Annotated in this window: 13 protein-coding genes; 2 read left to right on the plus strand and 11 right to left on the minus strand. The window is 35.6% G+C overall.

Going from position 1 to position 17,106, the window contains the following annotated elements; all coding sequences use genetic code 11:
• Positions 1–1,844 precede the first annotated feature (1,844 nt).
• The 5 genes from B9Z54_RS11260 to B9Z54_RS11280 form a co-directional block, all read right to left on the minus strand.
• Positions 1,845–2,864 (minus strand): DUF4179 domain-containing protein, encoded by a 1,020-nt coding sequence (locus tag B9Z54_RS11260; protein WP_113928500.1) that lies wholly within the window; start codon positions 2,862–2,864, stop codon positions 1,845–1,847.
• Positions 2,857–3,381 (minus strand): sigma-70 family RNA polymerase sigma factor, encoded by a 525-nt coding sequence (locus B9Z54_RS11265; protein ID WP_113928501.1) that lies wholly within the window; start codon positions 3,379–3,381, stop codon positions 2,857–2,859. The genes B9Z54_RS11260 and B9Z54_RS11265 overlap by 8 nt, the downstream gene beginning before the upstream one ends.
• A gap of 1,215 nt (positions 3,382–4,596) precedes the next feature.
• Complete coding sequence (locus B9Z54_RS11270; RefSeq protein WP_162785182.1) at positions 4,597–5,547, minus strand: ABC transporter permease subunit; 951 nt, start codon at positions 5,545–5,547, stop codon at positions 4,597–4,599.
• A 77-nt stretch (positions 5,548–5,624) separates the two neighbouring features.
• Positions 5,625–6,506, minus strand: a complete 882-nt coding sequence (locus B9Z54_RS11275) for an ABC transporter permease subunit (RefSeq protein ID WP_162785183.1) — start codon at positions 6,504–6,506, stop codon at positions 5,625–5,627.
• A gap of 53 nt (positions 6,507–6,559) precedes the next feature.
• The gene (locus tag B9Z54_RS11280; RefSeq protein WP_113928504.1) at positions 6,560–7,150 is read right to left on the minus strand and encodes a hypothetical protein; all 591 of its coding nucleotides are present in this window, start codon (positions 7,148–7,150) and stop codon (positions 6,560–6,562) included.
• A 427-nt stretch (positions 7,151–7,577) separates the two neighbouring features.
• Here B9Z54_RS11280 and B9Z54_RS11285 point away from each other — a divergent pair, with 427 nt between their 5' ends.
• On the plus strand, positions 7,578–7,910 hold the full coding sequence (locus B9Z54_RS11285; protein ID WP_113928505.1) for a helix-turn-helix domain-containing protein: 333 nt from the start codon (positions 7,578–7,580) through the stop codon (positions 7,908–7,910).
• Positions 7,911–7,912: 2 nt separating this feature from the next.
• Positions 7,913–8,443 carry a hypothetical protein gene (locus B9Z54_RS11290; RefSeq protein ID WP_113928506.1) on the plus strand — a complete coding sequence of 177 codons (531 nt, stop codon included), beginning with the start codon at positions 7,913–7,915 and terminating at the stop codon, positions 8,441–8,443.
• Positions 8,444–9,667: 1,224 nt separating this feature from the next.
• Here B9Z54_RS11290 and B9Z54_RS11295 read toward each other — a convergent pair.
• The 6 genes from B9Z54_RS11295 to B9Z54_RS11330 all read right to left on the minus strand — a co-directional run bounded on the left by B9Z54_RS11295 (position 9,668) and on the right by B9Z54_RS11330 (position 17,084).
• A complete protein-coding gene (locus tag B9Z54_RS11295; RefSeq protein WP_113928507.1) occupies positions 9,668–9,862 on the minus strand; it encodes an AbrB/MazE/SpoVT family DNA-binding domain-containing protein in 195 nt (64 codons plus the stop codon).
• 274 nt (positions 9,863–10,136) lie between these two features.
• Positions 10,137–11,738, minus strand: coding sequence for a metal ABC transporter solute-binding protein, Zn/Mn family (locus B9Z54_RS11300; protein ID WP_113928508.1), 1,602 nt, complete (start codon positions 11,736–11,738; stop codon positions 10,137–10,139).
• 588 nt (positions 11,739–12,326) lie between these two features.
• Entirely contained in the window at positions 12,327–13,310 is a 984-nt protein-coding gene (locus B9Z54_RS11310) for a tRNA dihydrouridine synthase (RefSeq protein WP_113928510.1), read from the minus strand.
• Between the two features lie 401 nt (positions 13,311–13,711).
• Positions 13,712–14,170: a staygreen family protein gene (locus tag B9Z54_RS11315; protein WP_113928511.1), complete on the minus strand. Its 459-nt coding sequence runs from the start codon at positions 14,168–14,170 to the stop codon at positions 13,712–13,714.
• 81 nt (positions 14,171–14,251) lie between these two features.
• Positions 14,252–15,007, minus strand: coding sequence for a hypothetical protein (locus tag B9Z54_RS11320; protein WP_113928512.1), 756 nt, complete (start codon positions 15,005–15,007; stop codon positions 14,252–14,254).
• A gap of 646 nt (positions 15,008–15,653) precedes the next feature.
• On the minus strand, positions 15,654–17,084 hold the full coding sequence (locus B9Z54_RS11330; protein ID WP_148953953.1) for an alanine/glycine:cation symporter family protein: 1,431 nt from the start codon (positions 17,082–17,084) through the stop codon (positions 15,654–15,656).
• Positions 17,085–17,106: the final 22 nt, after the last annotated feature.

Below are 17,106 nucleotides of genomic sequence, written 5' to 3' on the forward strand. Positions count from 1 at the left end.
AAGTCGGTGACTCCCTTAGGAGTTGAACCTCTTTTAGTCTTACAAGAACCTTATTATTCGATAAAGAACTGTCTTACATGGTTGAATGATTCTTCATTAGTCTAGTGGCTATCCCTCCAGGTTGATTAGACCGTTCATTGGTACTGTGCCACCACTTTCACTGATATAAAGAGAAGTTATACAACAACTATTATCATTATTGCTTTCCTTATCACCGTTTCATTAGGAGTAAGCCCTCCACGTTATCAGCTTACAACGTTGAATTATATCTATTATAGATTGAACTTAGGTGCTTCCTGTAAGCCTGTTAGCATTCATACGCCTGTAACGTATCATGGATTTTAATATTAATTAATCTTACTCACCCATATCTAACCTCACAATTTGGTGATATACACATTTCTATGTATCGCAGGTATAGACCCGTACATCCAGAAGTTTGTCAGCTTAACCTTTTCTTTAGGTCATTTAAGCATTCTCACCATATTCAATCAACCCAAGCATCATGATTTACACCACCCCCGCGGGTAGGCTTTCGTCAGCTCATTTTAGCTGATACGGTAAATTCTTACGCCTTTTCACCGAGCTCTTAACACTATCTTTCTTACTAAATCCAGTGCTAATCGACTAAGAGAGAACCCTTCCAAGCGTTACCTCTTCATTTGATTCTTCGATATAATCCTTCAATTCCATAAGGAATTGTCTACCTTTTACCTGAGTAATGTGTAACCACTCTCAGCTGTAGTAGAAACATTTCGCACAATTAACCCGCTCCGTTAGCAGAAGATGCTGACGTAAAAGAAGGTAGGCCGCTGCTTGTTCAGCAAACGCCCCCAATAGTTGAAGAATAATTTACTTATTTTCTACATCGTCTATCCGCTTTTCTAAGTTATTTATCCTTTCATTTGTTTCATTATTGGAGTTGTTCATTCGATTGGATACCATTTTAAACAACGATATAAAGAATAAGACTAAGACAAAAGCACCTAGTAAATACCCTATAATGATTTCCACATAATCACTCCTTCATATCTTTATTCAATTATCCCATTGAAATTGGGAAATAGCCGGCTAGATTACCCGATTTTTTAATTGTTGCATCCGACTATTGAGTAACTTCATTTTTCATTTTCTTTTGAAGCACAAAGTAACTATCGATAAACCAATGCTAATAAGCACCATACCAAACCCCATAATTATCGACACATTAAACCCTTGTATTAGTGAATAAGTTATTATTAATATGGTAATGGCAAGGCTGACAAGTCCTTTTGTTTTATTCTTAATGTAAATTGATGTGAAAATAGCAAATGCCAAGGAAACCCCGACTAACTGTGATAAAAAAACCGTTATATACATCCAAATACTAAAGTCCATTTATTTACGCCCCTTACAAGTCATACTTTTAGTTCAATAGATAAATTCCACTTTAATACTCTTACAGTAAAGATAAGTAAATGTTACAACTAACCTCTCATTCCGTAGAGCTGCCTTGCATCTGAAGATAATATCTTTTATGAAAGGATAGATGGATTCTTTTTCCGCAGACACCCCATCATTTTACTGAAAAAACCGGATATCCAAACAATTAGATACATTGGAGCCGCAACTATAATCATCCCTGCAAATAAATAGCTAATCGATCTAATAATAAATTTCAAAATATCATATGTAGCACCTACTAGATCATCAATACACCTTAACACAAAAGTCCCTCGACGACGTATAGCTTGGTAATTTCATTTTAATATCTTTTTATATCCTATATTCAACATTATATCTTCTTAATGTCTTTTAGAGTCGATGAAGAGCGACCACATATATAATGCAATCGCTCAAAATTATTATTCAGAAACCGGTACAACGAATTCAAGTTCACTCAAACTTTTATCTTTACCCTCCTCCTCCTTAACAACAGGAATTATAGTTATGGATTTCACATCTTCTTCTATTGGTTCAAAATATATTTGACTGCTTAAATAGAGACGACTTCCCCTGTGGTCAATAAGAATTCTACCAGTCTTTATCAAGCCCATTTCTTCCCCATTATCTGCGATTAGTTTAAAGGTTAATGCTTGTTCATTGAAATTTAAGTTCGAGGGAAGTGAAAAGACATACTTCACCTTTGTACTACTAGGAGTTAATTCCATTGAGTCAATACTGAAACTATATTTTCCTGATTTGATATCTTTTTTAGGAATAATTATCTTTTCTTTTTCTGTTTTCTTGGCCGCTAAGTCAAATCGCCAATGTCCTTTCTTGTTTAACACATCCGTGATATCCAGCTTAACATTAACTAAATCTGAAGACTTTGGTAACTCATCACCTGCTATTGTAATTATGCCGGTAATATAGTCATTTTGATAAGTTGCCTTAGACGAATACCCAACCTGCTTCCTATCAACATAGATTTCTGCATCTGAAATTCCTAAAATTTTATATTGTTTTAACACTTCTTTATCCTTAACCTTTAATGGTATAGAATATCCTATTTCCAATCTTGAATCATCATAATATAAATCTGTAATTGTAATAGCTACTCCATCTTCTTCAACTGTTTGACCTATTGATTTTACTAATCCTTTTTCATTTGCAGCCTTTAAACCGTCATCAGCGTATGGTAATACTGAGTTAATTAGAGGAATCTTACTTAATACAGTTGCCATTGTTGGTGAAACAAAACCGCTTCCAAGTAAAACGGTCAAGAATAGTACAGCTGCTGTAGACAAATAAGCAATTTTTTTCCCTCTTTTATTACTATTAGAGCTTTTATATATAGTCTTACTGATTATTAAATCCAACTCTTCTTCTGGTATCTCAATCCGTTCAATATCCTCTTTAAACTTGATTATTGGCTTATTCATTAACACAATCCTCCTTCAACAAGATTCTGAGTTCTTGTATTGCACGATGAAGATTTGACTTAACAGTACCTTCCGGAAGATCCAGTATCTTTGCTATCTGTTTTAATGTTTTATCTTGATAATATTTAAGGATAATAAGTGTTTTATAACGCTCATTTAGATGGTCAATTGCAGTGAAAAGTTCTAACCTATCAACTATATTAGCTTCTCTGCTAGGAGTACTGACATCAATTTCAAAATCAATAGACACAACTTTCTTTCTCTTTTTGATAAAATCCAAAGATTTATTAATTAGGATTCTCATTAACCAACTGGAAAAGTAGGTCGGCTCTTTTAGATTCTTTATTGAAATAAGTGCTTTATAAATAGTTTCCTGAACAATATCGAGTGAATCATCCTTATTCTTAGTGTATAAAAAAGCAGTTCTATATAGTTTAGTCTTTTCGGCTTCAATAAGTTGAGTAAAAGCATTTTTATCACCTTTTTTTGCTTTGTTTATTAACTTGTAATTTTTCATATTGACCTCCTTTCCCTTATTAGACCTTGTTGTATATTTTTTAGTTCCAAGAATAGAGAAATTATTTTAAAGAAAATTAAAATAAGACGAAACATAAGTTCCGTCTAACTTTAACAGATCTTCCATTAAATGGCCCTTTAACGGAATAACTTTTTAGACCAAGATTTATTCAATCGAGATGAACCTAAAAAGATAACATCCATAAATTCCTATTTCACAACACAAAGGTAGATAATTAATTTATTGGGATGCATTTTAAGTTACGAATTAAATTCTGAGCTAGCATAGATTACTACCTAATTGGATAAACCTAAGGAAAGTTAAAGGAATATTAATAAGTCACTCGGTCTATTCGAACCTTTTACAGGGTTATATTTCCAAGAAGAGTAAGAATAATAAATGGGGACCAACTTAATCATTGTCTTTACTGAACTAATTATTCATCCTCAAATATGAAGGAGGCCAGCAATGTCCAATCAAAGACGAAAAATTCCACACAACCCTAATAAACGTCCTTGTATAGCCAAAAATATTACATTCCCTGTACAAAAAGAAAATGAATACTGGATACGATTACTATCTAGCAAAAAATAAACTCAGATAATTAAGCACTGTCATCTCTCTGTGGTTTCTGTGTGAAAGTGTAATAAAAGGCAAATTTGAATCGTAAAATAAGAATTATGTTTTCTAGTTCATTTCTATGTAATAGTGATTATAAAAAAATGCTTGCAGCATAAACGTTCGTCCCACTCGCTATTCATTAGATTAGAATTCATTTATTATAAAAATCAATCAAATCCATATTATCAACAGTCTTCTTTTACTTCTTCGTAAGTTCTTCATCTTTTTATTTGTTCGATTGCTTTGTTTAATATTAAATCTTCACTGTATTGATAATAATACTTTTTATCATCCATTTCTCCAACACCTCCACTCTATTGTACAAAAGCAAATTAATTTTATAAACAGAATGAAAAGACAAGGGATCTTCCTTTATCAAATAAATAGAAATTCTTTCTAACTTAAAATGAGCGGAAGTTTAAAAAACTCCCACTCATTCATATAACGTTAATTATGTAAAGAGTAATCTCTCATTTTACTAACTCATTAACTCTAGATCCCCTAATGAAAATGAACTTAAGGGTGCATCTATATTGCCTTACAAAAATATAAGATGAAGACACGGGTAAAAAATTAATTACATATATAACATTCTTAATATTTCTGCTGATTGACAATAACAAAATCCCCATCACCAGGATGAATGGTATCAGTTTGTGAGTATTGCTTAACCTTTTTGCTTCTCCTTTTAATGCCAACTATTTTTCCTTCGATTAGAACATCACTAAGAACCGACTTAATTTCATTAACGCAATAGATTGTTACAGCAAAGAACAGCAAAGGTCCTAGTACCAGGTAAGGCTTAATAAATACCTGTTGTATATTGATACTGATTGTCGCAGCCCATTCATTTGTAGCTGAAAAGTAAACTGGATTAGATTCCAATATGCCGAAATTTTCAGTCACCAGCCCACCTAAACAAATTTGAAGAATACCAAGCTGAATTAAAAGAAGAAGGGTCTGGGACAGTTGCTCCGAAAACATTACCACTGAATGACGACTGAATTGCGGCCACAGATGTTTTCGAACCAAATGAAAACGACTAGCTCCCATCTGACGTGATACTTGAATGAATTCATTTTTAAGAAAGTCATTCATCCCTTGCCCGACATACATCCCAAGAGAAGGAATAACCATGAGTGCAATAACAAAGATCTCGATTAAAAGAAACGTAAAAGAGTTAAGAGATCCTGCTGCATATTCTAGCTGAAGAGGATACAGAAGTATGAAACCGACGATTGCTAATGGGATGAAATTGAAAGTGTCCCACAGACCTTTGAATATCGAACGAAACCAATTTGGCATGAATGCATAAAAGAGACCGGTAACAAATCCACCTATCATCCTGAGAAAAGCAATTGCCAATGCTGAGAGCAATGTATACTTAGCTCCACTTAGTAGCATAACAAATTGGTTTCTTCCAAGTTTATCACTCCCTATAGGTGGCATTTCGGAAGGTGAATAAGGTGGTGCTGCGATGACCTTGCTTGATTTCGGATCTTTTAAATATGAAGGTCCTGACTCTTGAAAGTCAGGATTTAACATAGGAACTAAAAAGCTCGCGAATATCATACCCGTTATAATAAGAAAAGGTAACCAAAATCGAAAAGACCTAAATAATGTCATACTCCCACTTCCCCCCCTGAAGTTTTGATGATTAAGAGTCTCCAAAAGTTAAAAAGAATAAAAAATGGAATGTATACTAGAAGCATTCCAATAAAAAAGGCACTTGGTTCATCAGTGGCAGTGTTAAGCATAGCAATCATAAATCCGTTAATATTAAATAATATTTCAATAATCAGCAGATTCGAAAGCATTAGCAAGAAAATAGGCTTTAGGTGATAATAAAATTGAACCCATACATTTCGGAAAAGGTGTACCCAAACCGTATATGCCTTAGAAAATCCTTTTGAAAAAGAAAATTCAACATATGGCTTATCCTTTTCTTCCCTAATTTGAAACAGAAAGTGCTTTGTCAAGAAAGCAATAGGTAATATGGACAGACAAAGTATAGGAAGAACGAAAATTTTCTCCTCTCCAAGTGTATAAATATCAAATAAAAGGATATCAGTTTTCTTAAAAAGCCATATGATAAATAATTGTAAAAGCACAACAATGAGGACATCAGGGAGAGAATCGAATAAGTCTAGGACACGTAGGAGAGCTCTATATATCCTTCTAGGAAGAAACATGAACAAATAACTGGCTATTACTGAAATGGCAACTGCCAAAATAAATGAAGTTGCAAGAAGAAGAAAGGAATAACCAAACAGCTTTAAAAGAATAGGAAAGATGGGATAAACCTTATCTCCCTCTCCAATTTTTATAAGAACAGAATCTGGATGCATTACGTTATAGAAGATTTGCTTCAGTGTGTGTAAGTACTTTGCAAAGTTTATAACAAGTTCATAATCATACATGAGTAACGAACCCGCTCCACTAAATAGAAAGAGCCCGATACAAGTGAGTAGAAACTGAATCGGTAACCATATAACCTGTTTCATGCCTACCCCTCCTATTTGTTGAACACATTTTATAATCCTTAATCTATATTTGGTCATCTCATTGGCCTTGACTGTGAAATAGAAGGAGCTAGACTCCAAGAACCTCCATATTCACTAATGATTGGAGCATACTTTACAAAACCTGTTAAACTTTCCCCTTCTACATCATACTTTATTAAACCATCGCCTTTATCTATGAATTCTCCATTTTTCCCGTATCTATCTTGAACTGTTTCGTCTTGTAGGTTTGGTCTAAACCAAACTTCTAGTTGAAACTGTTGATCATCCCTTTCTTTATCAATTACCTTTGTAAATTCACCAGCTTCATCAATTTCCGCGGTATACTCTCTAGTAAAGTCTTTTGAGATCTGACCCTTCCCCTCCAAAATTTCTGTGTTTTTTATATTTTCCGGAAAACTTCTTAAACCTATTAGAATTATAGTTCCTTTAGGTAAGTTGGTCTGACCTCGAATCACTAATCTGGCGTTCTCTATATGTACACTTCCTTCTAAAGTCACTTCTACACTTTTTTTACTTATGGTGGGTTGGGAGTCTAAAGATTCATCATAAAAAACAACTCTACAACCAGTAAGAAGTACCACCAATATTACAATTGGAATTAAAATTTGAATTCTTTTAACCATTCCTATAATCTCCTTCATAAATATATAACTGCCAGGTATATAGTGATTTCCTTTAGTAGAATATTAGGTACATAACTTACCAAGAAATATTAGCCTCTAACAATGGGTATAATTATTTTAGTAATTTTCCTTCCCCCATAAAGCATCCTCCTTTTTTTAACTCTTCAAATTTATCTCTTACAAACTGTGGACTAATACTTTTGGCTAAAATTCATAATATAAAATTTTCAGCCATGGTGAACAGGTGACATTAGACTGATCTCGTTTGTAATCAATCACCCTTTCCACTCATAGTACTATATCTATTTAAACAGCGTTTCTCCTGATTTAAGCCATTTTCAAAAGTTTTTTTAGTTGAATCTATCTTAAATGTCCTTTATCAATCTATAATATAAATATCTTTATTTTTGTGAGGAGAATAATTATTATGGAGATGATTTCAACGATTGGTAAAAGTTTAAAGGACTTAAGAACATACCAAAAGGTTTCTCAAAAAAACTTAGCCAAGGATATTTGTACTCAAGCATATGTAAGTATGATAGAAAAGGGCGAAATTATACCATCGGCTCATATTTTACACGCTTTTGCCCAAAAGCTCGGTGTACCGATTGATTATTTTTTTGATACTCCAGACAGTACAATCCATGAATATCATTCTGAGTTTATTAGTCAAGTTCGTATGGCAATTAAAAAAATGAATATTCAGTTGTACAAGGTATGGTTTCGTCCCAAAGAGACAACCCTCTTTTTCAAACAGTGAAAATGAGGAAGTTTATCGAATATCATTTAGGAATCTGTAAATATTATCTTGATAAGGATCTTACTGGGTCATTAGATACCCTTAGAAATATTCTAAGTGATAAGGATCACCAATATTTTCAGGAAGATGTAGAAACATTAATTGCTATTGCTAATATTCTATCTGAAGAAAAGCACTTGGAAGAATCAGAAGAATATTATCTAAAAGCGCTTGAGCTTCTTGGCAATAGACCAGCTGATTCAAACTACCAACAAAAACTCCGCTTATATTATAACTATCAGAGGTTTTTGAAAAATACTGAGAAATACAGCAAAGCTGTAGAGTATGCTAATAAGGGAATCAGGGTTTGTATTCTTCATGAAACTCTTTATCTTCATGGTGAATTTTATTTTTATAAAGGTGTTTCACTAATCAAACTAAAAGAAACGAAAAAAGGAATTGAATCCCTTCAAAAGGCAATGGATATCTTTACTATAGCGGAGAAGGAAAAGTTTAAAGAAGCTGCCCAAAAACTAATTAAAAATTATTCGTAAGAAATTATTTAGTATTTTCTTATTTGAAAAGGACATACAAAAAAATACTTGTGATTTGAAAATTTATTACGAGACGAATTTAATAATTGCTTGTATTATCACTATCTTCCCTTTCATAAAAATGCTTTTAAACGATATATCTCATTAAAAAATCTAATGGAGCTACGTCTAATGATTTTTATATATGGGTAAACTAAATAAAGTTATGTCCACCAATAAATGAACATAACTGCCAAGGACGTTTTCCGATAATCTTTTATCCCGACCTAATATTTATAGGAAGTTAACGATAATGTGATTTTCTCAAACTTCTAACATATATTATAGGAAGCAAAGTAAAAATGGTTAATTTCGTCTCATAACCCAAGAATACTACTAATATTGAGACGAACAAAAAAATTTCTTTGTTGTTCATTGCCAATAAAATTTTCTTAGTTATAAACATATTTAGTTCGGTTATAGGATTCTTACATATAATCCTCAGCAAAAACATTTTTAATTGAGACTTTAATGTCCAAATTACTTTGTTTCAATGTGATTTAAACAATATTAATTCAAATTTGTTCCTCTTCCTCATGCTTGAATTTCTTAGTAAGTTAACATAATATAGATTACCTTAACTACAAATCCAAGGGTTATTTGGTGATCTTAAATTTACATATCTTTGCTGAATTAATTTGAAATTGCTGAATTAACACCCTATTTCTTCGTAACCATAAAGATAGAAAATCATTTCTTACCCACCAATAGAATCTGATATGAATGCAATTGTATTCTCTGCAATATGCGAACAGCCCCTCCCTCTTTTCGCAAGTTTTGTTTCTATTTTATATGTATTTCAAAGATATACAGCCAACAAAAGAAAAGAGCCGCTCTCCTTTTCAGACAATAAACCCTTAGTTTCCACTTGTTACTTATTATTTATAAGAACAAATAAAATCCTGTCGAAAGGCAACAGGATTATTAGTTTGACTAGGTTACTATGAAGCAGCTTTCTGCTTTTTTGTGTTCTTATTATGAGATTTACTGTCTCTGCCACCAAACAGTGTACACGGTCACAAGCTTAAGCGGTTAAATCAGCTGTTAGACCTAAAGAGCTTAGTAATTAAAATTAGGAAGCCTCCTCTTGGATTGCAATTACAAACTGTTTATTTCGTTTATCAATATAAAGACAGTATTCTTTTTCAGTAGAAATATTTGCATTATCACGAATTTCTTTAGGTATTAACACTGTATTTTTTCTGAAACTAATCGTTTGTTACAGGTACTATTGGGGTTTGCTTTTCGAATATAAATGACTTCTGAGTCATACTCAATATCTACTTTCGTTCCAAACTCAATGTGGAATTCTTTTCCCCATTTAGAAGGCAGAAACAAATTCCCGGTACTGGTGAATTCTCTGCATTTGTACTTTTCCATATAATGAGTCCTCCTTATTGATGATATAAACCCTATAACACAAAATACTGTTAAATAATCATTCTTATAGGCATGATTGGTCTTCTGAATTGATAATCAATCCAATTTTCAAGTTTTCCATTCAATAAATTTAAGTGACCCAGGTCTCGAAAAGTTAGAAACTTCTTTTGTTTCTTCTCATTGATCCGGAAGCCCTTAATAAAAGTCTTCTGCTTCCCAAGTCTAAATTACCAGTTGTCTTCAAATAAAAATTTGCTGCCTGGATTCTAACGATTTAATGAGCCATCATTTCATCCGCTATTTCTTTTCCGCTCATGTCTGATGGATAAAAGGTTGGCCAATTAGTGACTTCATCCAATAAGGCCTTACGGTCGTCACCCCAATAAAGGTGATAGTGATCAGCTTTAGTTGGGTAAATACTATGGTCACTGAATTGAATGTAATTAGGCATTCCTTCTGCCTCTCCATCTAGTTTATATATGAAGCGTACTCCTCTATTTCCGGCTTCGTAGGTAAGGATTTCGTATCCATCATACACATACTCACCGGAGCTTTCTTTCCCATTTTCAAAAAAGGTTACTTTATTACCTTCAAACAGAATCCGATCCACATCTGTTTCATATCCTACTTCATAATAGTTCTTGTATTCCAGGGCTGTTTTCTCTCCATCTTGTTCTGCTTTATGAGCAAATACTTCATCAAGCGTGCCATCCTGAAGGTATGGATATACGGACTGCCAGTCGCCTTCCCAATCAGAAAGTGCGCGGTCTTTCACTTGACTGTCTTCAAAATGACCTTTATAAATTTCTTCTGTTTCTTCATTATGAGCATGGTCATGATCGTGTGTGTGTTCATTTCCTGAAATATCAGAAGGAATTGAAAGAGCTTCTGACAGGACTTCTAAATTTTGATGCATAAGTGACAGGTAATCCTCATCATTTTTAACATCTTCTTCAGTGAGTACAGATAGATTATGTATGCGCAACGCTTCTGCACCGATTTCTTTTCTAACGATTTCTACCACTCTTGGAGTTACGTTTTGTTCAAACAGAACATATTTTAAACCATATTCTTCTGCAGTTTCTATGATAGTTTGCAGCTCTTTTTGAGAAGGTTCATTGTCAGGGCTCAAACCCGAGACAGCAATCTGCTCAATTCCATATGCCTTTTCCCAGTACCCATATGCAGCATGAGACACAATGATTTTATTTTCTGGTAAACTTTCTATTTCTGTATGGAATTCTTGGTCTAATTCTTCCAGGCTTCTTTTTAACTCTTCAAAGTTCTTGTTAAATGTGTCTTCTTGCTCTGGTCTAATTTCAACTAATGTTTCTTTAATGTTTTCAGCAAGTTCAATCGAACGGATCGGGTCCAGCCAGATGTGGGGGTCCTTATCTCCATGTTCATGCTCTTCATGCTCGTCTTCATGTGTCCCATCTTCTTCCTGCTCATGACCATCTTCATGTTCTTTTTCATGATCATGATCATGTGAGTGATTAATTAATTCCAGCCCTTTTGAAGCTTCTATTAATTTGACCTTTTCGGATTTAACGGCTTCTGATATTTTTTCAGCGTAAAGCTCTAAACCTGATCCATTGTATATAAAAGCATCAGATTCAGCAATTTTCATCATATCATCCGTTGTTGGTTCATAATTATGTGGATTGGATCCAGGCGGCAGGATGGATTCGACGTCTGCCTCATCGCCTGCAATTTGTTCAGTGAAATATTCGAGAGGGTAAACAGTAGTATATACCTTCAAGCTTTCATTCGTTTCACTATTTACTTCATTTCCATTTGTATTTTCATTCCCGCATGCAGCTGCCCCTAAAATTAAAGCAGACAGACTTAACGCCCCTGCAACTTTTTTAAACATATTTTCTCCTCCATACATTCTAATTTGCGTAATGATTACGATTTACAGTCTGTGTTTTCCAGTTTACTAAACGCTTTTCTCCCCTTACCTAGTGGCAATCAATTTGGCTGCTTTGTTACTTATTAAAGTTAAGAATATGTATGTCTTAATATTTTCCACTGCAATCCTCTCATGCCCTGAATTATGTTATTTCTGTTTAGTTTTATAAATCGTAACCATTACGATTATCTGTTCAAGTTTAGCTTATACTTCTTAGGCAGTCAACAGGTTTTAGAGAAATTTTTATTTAATTCTTGTGTTTCAACTTTTTTCTGCATATATTTTAGATATATTGTTATGCTGAAGAGTTGGACATCATGTAAGAGAATTTCCTTTATAACAGAATAAAAACATTCTCCTTGTAAGGAAAGAAAAAATTTTTCAGGAACACTACCTTCCTGAAAATTTACGCCAACAAAAAAGCACTCATGAAGTGTTAACCCCTTCATGAGTGCTTTTATTCCTATCCGATTTAAAGATTGCCCATAGCAGTTCTATTCAAAGTGCTCATGGATAATCTTGTACTAGGGTAAAACTTTGTATTCAGTCTTAATCTAAAATATATTCTTCATTCTTAAGTTCAAAACTATTAAGCAATTCGCGTACCTCAACCGTTGTTTCTGTATCCATCAATTGATGTCTTAGTTCGCTGGCTCCTCTGAATTCACGAACATAAATTTTGAAAAATCGACGAAGCGGCTTAAATGGACGCGGTTCGAATTCACTGGAATATTGATCGAAGAGGTCAAGGTGCAGCCTTAGAAGATCGAGTAATTCTTTGCTGCTGTGTTCTTTCTTTTCCTTTTCGAAAGCAAATGGATTGTTAAAGATTCCACGCCCTATCATAACCCCGTCGACACCGTATTTTTCGACTAGCTCCAAACCGGTTTGACGGTCAGGGATATCTCCATTGATAGTTAAGAGAGTATGGGGTGCCACTTCATCACGAAGTTTCTTAATTTCCGGGATCAGTTCCCAATGGGCATCCACTTTACTCATTTCCTTTTTTGTACGTAGATGAATTGATAAGTTGACGATGTCTTGTTCCAATAAGTGTTTAAGCCACTCACGCCATTCATCTACTTCTGTATATCCAAGCCTTGTTTTGACGCTTACAGGCAGTCCGCCAGCTTTTGCGGCTTGTATGAGCTCTGCTGCAACATCGGGGCGGCGGATAAGGCCGGAGCCCTTTCCATTCCCGGCCACATTCGCTACAGGACACCCCATATTGATATCAATTCCCCGGAAACCCTCTTTAGCCATGCCAATACTCATTTCACGGAAAAACTCAGGTTTATCTCCCCATATATGAGCCACTATTGGCTGTTCATCCTCAGTATAGGTCAAACGCCCGCGAACACTTTGGCGGCCGTTTGGATGACAATAACTTTCAGAGTTCGTAAACTCTGTAAAAAACACATCAGGTCTGGCTGCCTCACTCACTACATGACGGAAAACGACATCTGTCACATCCTCCATTGGTGCCAGTATAAAAAACGGTCGTGGTAATTCACGCCAGAAATTATCTTTCATACCAAATTCAATCCTCTCATCATCAGGTTATCAGGAATAATCCAGATATAACCTCAAAATAAAAAGCAAAGCTGTCTTGCTTCTTTACTTCCTTTACACTTATAACATGATTAAGGTCTATTTATCAATCTATTTTCATTTCCTTGCTATAATTTTATCTTGTTCAGTCAGTAACCCAAAGAATTTAATCTCTTTTACACGGAAGCTTGATGAATAATAAAGAAGAGAAGGAATCTATCGTATTTTCTATAGGCTGCAGTTTTCTCATAAGCAGGACTTTTTTGTTCAAATTGGTTGAGAGCTTATTTTTATTATTCAAGATAGTTTAGTAGCATTTGTAATTTATTTAGAGAGAATAAAAAAACTGAAAAGGTTCGTTACCCCTTCAGTCAATTAATTTCTTATTTCAGTAAATAACGTCTTGGTGTTTCAAAATAGTGTATTCCCTGAAACTCTGGAAAATAGGATTCAAATGCAATATAGATGGGAGCATCAAGCAGCCATGGATAGTAGGAGAAAAATCCCTGGTCACCATTCACTATAGCTGACAGTGCAAGGGACATTTCTTTTTTAAAGATCATATAACGGACTTTTGAAAGATTTTCATCAAATTCTCCACCGCTTATATATACTTTTCCGGAAAGTGTATACTGCCCCATCACTCTAACCCATTTGGCCAGGACTTCATCTCTCATGCTTGCATCAATTTTAGCCATGTCATAAACGCACCCTATACTCAGAAACAGATCACCCGTCATATCTGAGTGAGTTAACGTATATTTTCTAGCATCAAGAGGGCTGAAAACCGATGCAGGCGGTAGATAGGTAACTGTAAGCTTTTCTGGATCAAATTTACTCATCGTAAGCCACCTCACCATTCATGATGTGTGTTTGCTTACCATAAAGTATGATAAATGCCTATAAAAGGTTCTTTCTTCTTTCTATAACTCTTCCCACTTGATATCAATCAAGTTCCATTTTCTATTTTCGTAATACCAGTAAGAATATACATCTCCTACGCCATCCGCTTGATAAGCACCGCTGATCCTTTGAACTCCCCTTAGACCTTTTCCTTCTTTACCTTTTATTCTGACAGGTTCGAACATTGCATACGGAATAACCATCATTTCTGTCGGTTCATTCAGTTTTCCGTCTTGGTAAATACCCAGCCTCTCATAATCTTCTTTACGCTCACTCAGATCTACAGTAAAAGATTCATTTGTATCTGAAAAAGTGATAACTCCCTTATAATTGTTTTCAAAGTGGGCATCAATAGACAATGCAGGGGGCATGCCGATATCTATCTTTTTATTATTCGCCAGTGTATATAAACTATAATTATAAAGGCCCCCGCTTCCTCCCGTTGCAGATGATTGCAGAAGATCCTGTACGCCGTCATGATTTAAATCAGGAAATTGAATTTGCGGTTCATAGCCGCCCTCATAGTCAATTCTGAAATTCTTTCCATCAGCGGTCTCGATTTCTGCCCAAATCTCATGATAAAATAGAGCACCAGGTTCATATGGTTTTCCCCATAAAGTAATCTTGTCTTTTGCTTTATCTCCCGTTACATCCTTTTCATAAGTAGTGATAACTAGAATATTGGGCTGATCTTGCTCTTCTGCAAAATTCCCGGCAATAGCGTGCAGCGACATGAAAAAGAAAGCGGCGAAAGCAAATAACAATTCCTTTCTCATCAGTATCTCTCCTTATAATCTCGTTTTTCTTATCTTCTCCAAAAGAGGAGTTTATATGTAAATATAATGGTATTAATAGCTGAAGAAACTCCATGACTCCAATTAGCAGTTGGTTTAAAGAAAAGGCTCTTTTCGTAAACTTTGTTGCTATTTAATATGTAATTCGGAAAATAATGCCGGAATTCCCCCGAAATATCCTGGTAAGCAAGAAAGAAAAGAGCTACACCCTCCGTTTATAGAGGAATCCTTCGTATCCGGGGAAAAATCCGGCTCTTGGGATTTTTCCGAAAGCAACAATCAATGCGAAAACAGCCAAAGAAAAAATGGGATTAATCAGAGTCAGGGGCTTATTCCATTTATGGATAAAGACCATCAGCTGCTGCAGCTTGATGCAGACCAATATCAAAATCCAGTCAGTAATTTATAACTTATAATAAGGATATTCTCGTAAACTTTGTTGCTTTTTGCCTGTCGGGTCTGATCAGAGCGCTATGACTTTTTATACAGGCGCAGCCGAGGAGCTCACAACCCGCCCAGCCGAGTCGTATGCCTCGAGTGGAATGTCATTACTTTTCAATGGCCTAAACCTTTGCGAAAAGAGCGTAAAATAAAAACGGATGACCATGTACTGGTCATCCGCTCGTAATTATCTCTGTCTTTTTTTCAATTCTTCTTCAGGCATACTATCCCAGCACTCAATATTATCCAGGCCCGGTATCGAGTTTGAATAAAATACTGGATCTTTTCCTTCTTTTCTTTGAAGGCGGTAATCCTTCAAAGCTGCTGCCGCTATTTTCGCCAGCAGTGTAATGGCTATCAAGTTAATGATGGCCATGAAGCCCATGGATAGATCAGCCAGCCCCCATACGACTTCAAGTTCTACAGTCGCCCCAAACACAACCATTCCAAGTACGGCAAGACGATAGAGAAATAGAGAAACAGGGCTGTATTTAATGAATTCAATGTTGGTTTCCCCGTAATAGTAGTTTCCAATAATGGAACTGAAGGCAAACAAGAAAATCGCTGTGGCAACGAAGATGCCTGCCCAGTCTCCTACGTGATGAGTCAACGCAGCTTGTGTCAAGCTGATGCCGTCCAGTCCGCCTGTATACTGATCAGATAAGATGATGATAAAAGCTGTTGAAGTGCAAATAATCAACGTATCTGTAAAAACACCAAGTGTCTGAATCAATCCCTGCTTTGCCGGATGGGTGACAGCGGCTGTTGCGGCAGCGTTCGGCGCACTACCCATTCCTGCTTCATTCGAAAACAAACCTCGCTTGATTCCCATCATCAGGGCAGCTCCTACTCCTCCGCTGACAACCTCACGCAAACCGAATGCACTCTCAAAGATAAGAATGAACATATCCGGAAGAACGGTTATATTCCTAATCAATATGAACAAAGCCAGAAGAATATATAAAATCGCCAGTACCGGGACGAGAATCTGGGTTACGTGAGCGATTCGCTTAATGCCGCCAAAAATGACGACAGCGGTTAATCCTGCAAGAATCAGTCCTATTGTCAGCCTGTTCAGGCCATACGACTCGTTTACTGCTATAGAAATTGTATTAGATTGCACAGAATTAAACACAAGTCCAAAACTGAAGGTGATTACTACAGCGAAGATGATCCCCATCCACCTTGCTTTTAAACCTTTCTCCATATAGTAAGCAGGGCCGCCGCGGAATCCATCTTTATCCTTAACTTTATAAATCTGGGCTAGTGTACTCTCCACGAATGATGTAGCACCGCCTAATAACGCAATGAGCCACATCCAGAATACAGCCCCTGGCCCTCCGCCAGCTATGGCAGTAGCCACTCCCGCAAGGTTCCCTGTCCCTACACGTGAGGCAGTTGACACGGTAAACGCCTGGAAGGAAGAGATTCCTCTTTTTCCGTCCGCTGAAATCGTCGCTTTATCGGTAAGAAGCTTAAACATTTCCCCAATATAGCGGAATTGAACCCACTTAAGCCTGATGGAAAAATAAATGCCAAGTGCAATCAGGGCGGCAATCAGGATATACGTCCAAATAAACGTATTCAGTGAGCCTGTTATAGTTGTGAAATAGTCCATGAAATTCTTCTCTGTCTCCATT

Origin of the sequence: Bacillus sp. P14.5 (assembly GCF_003316765.1) — a bacterium.
Lineage (GTDB): Bacteria > Bacillota > Bacilli > Bacillales > Bacillaceae_B > Rossellomorea.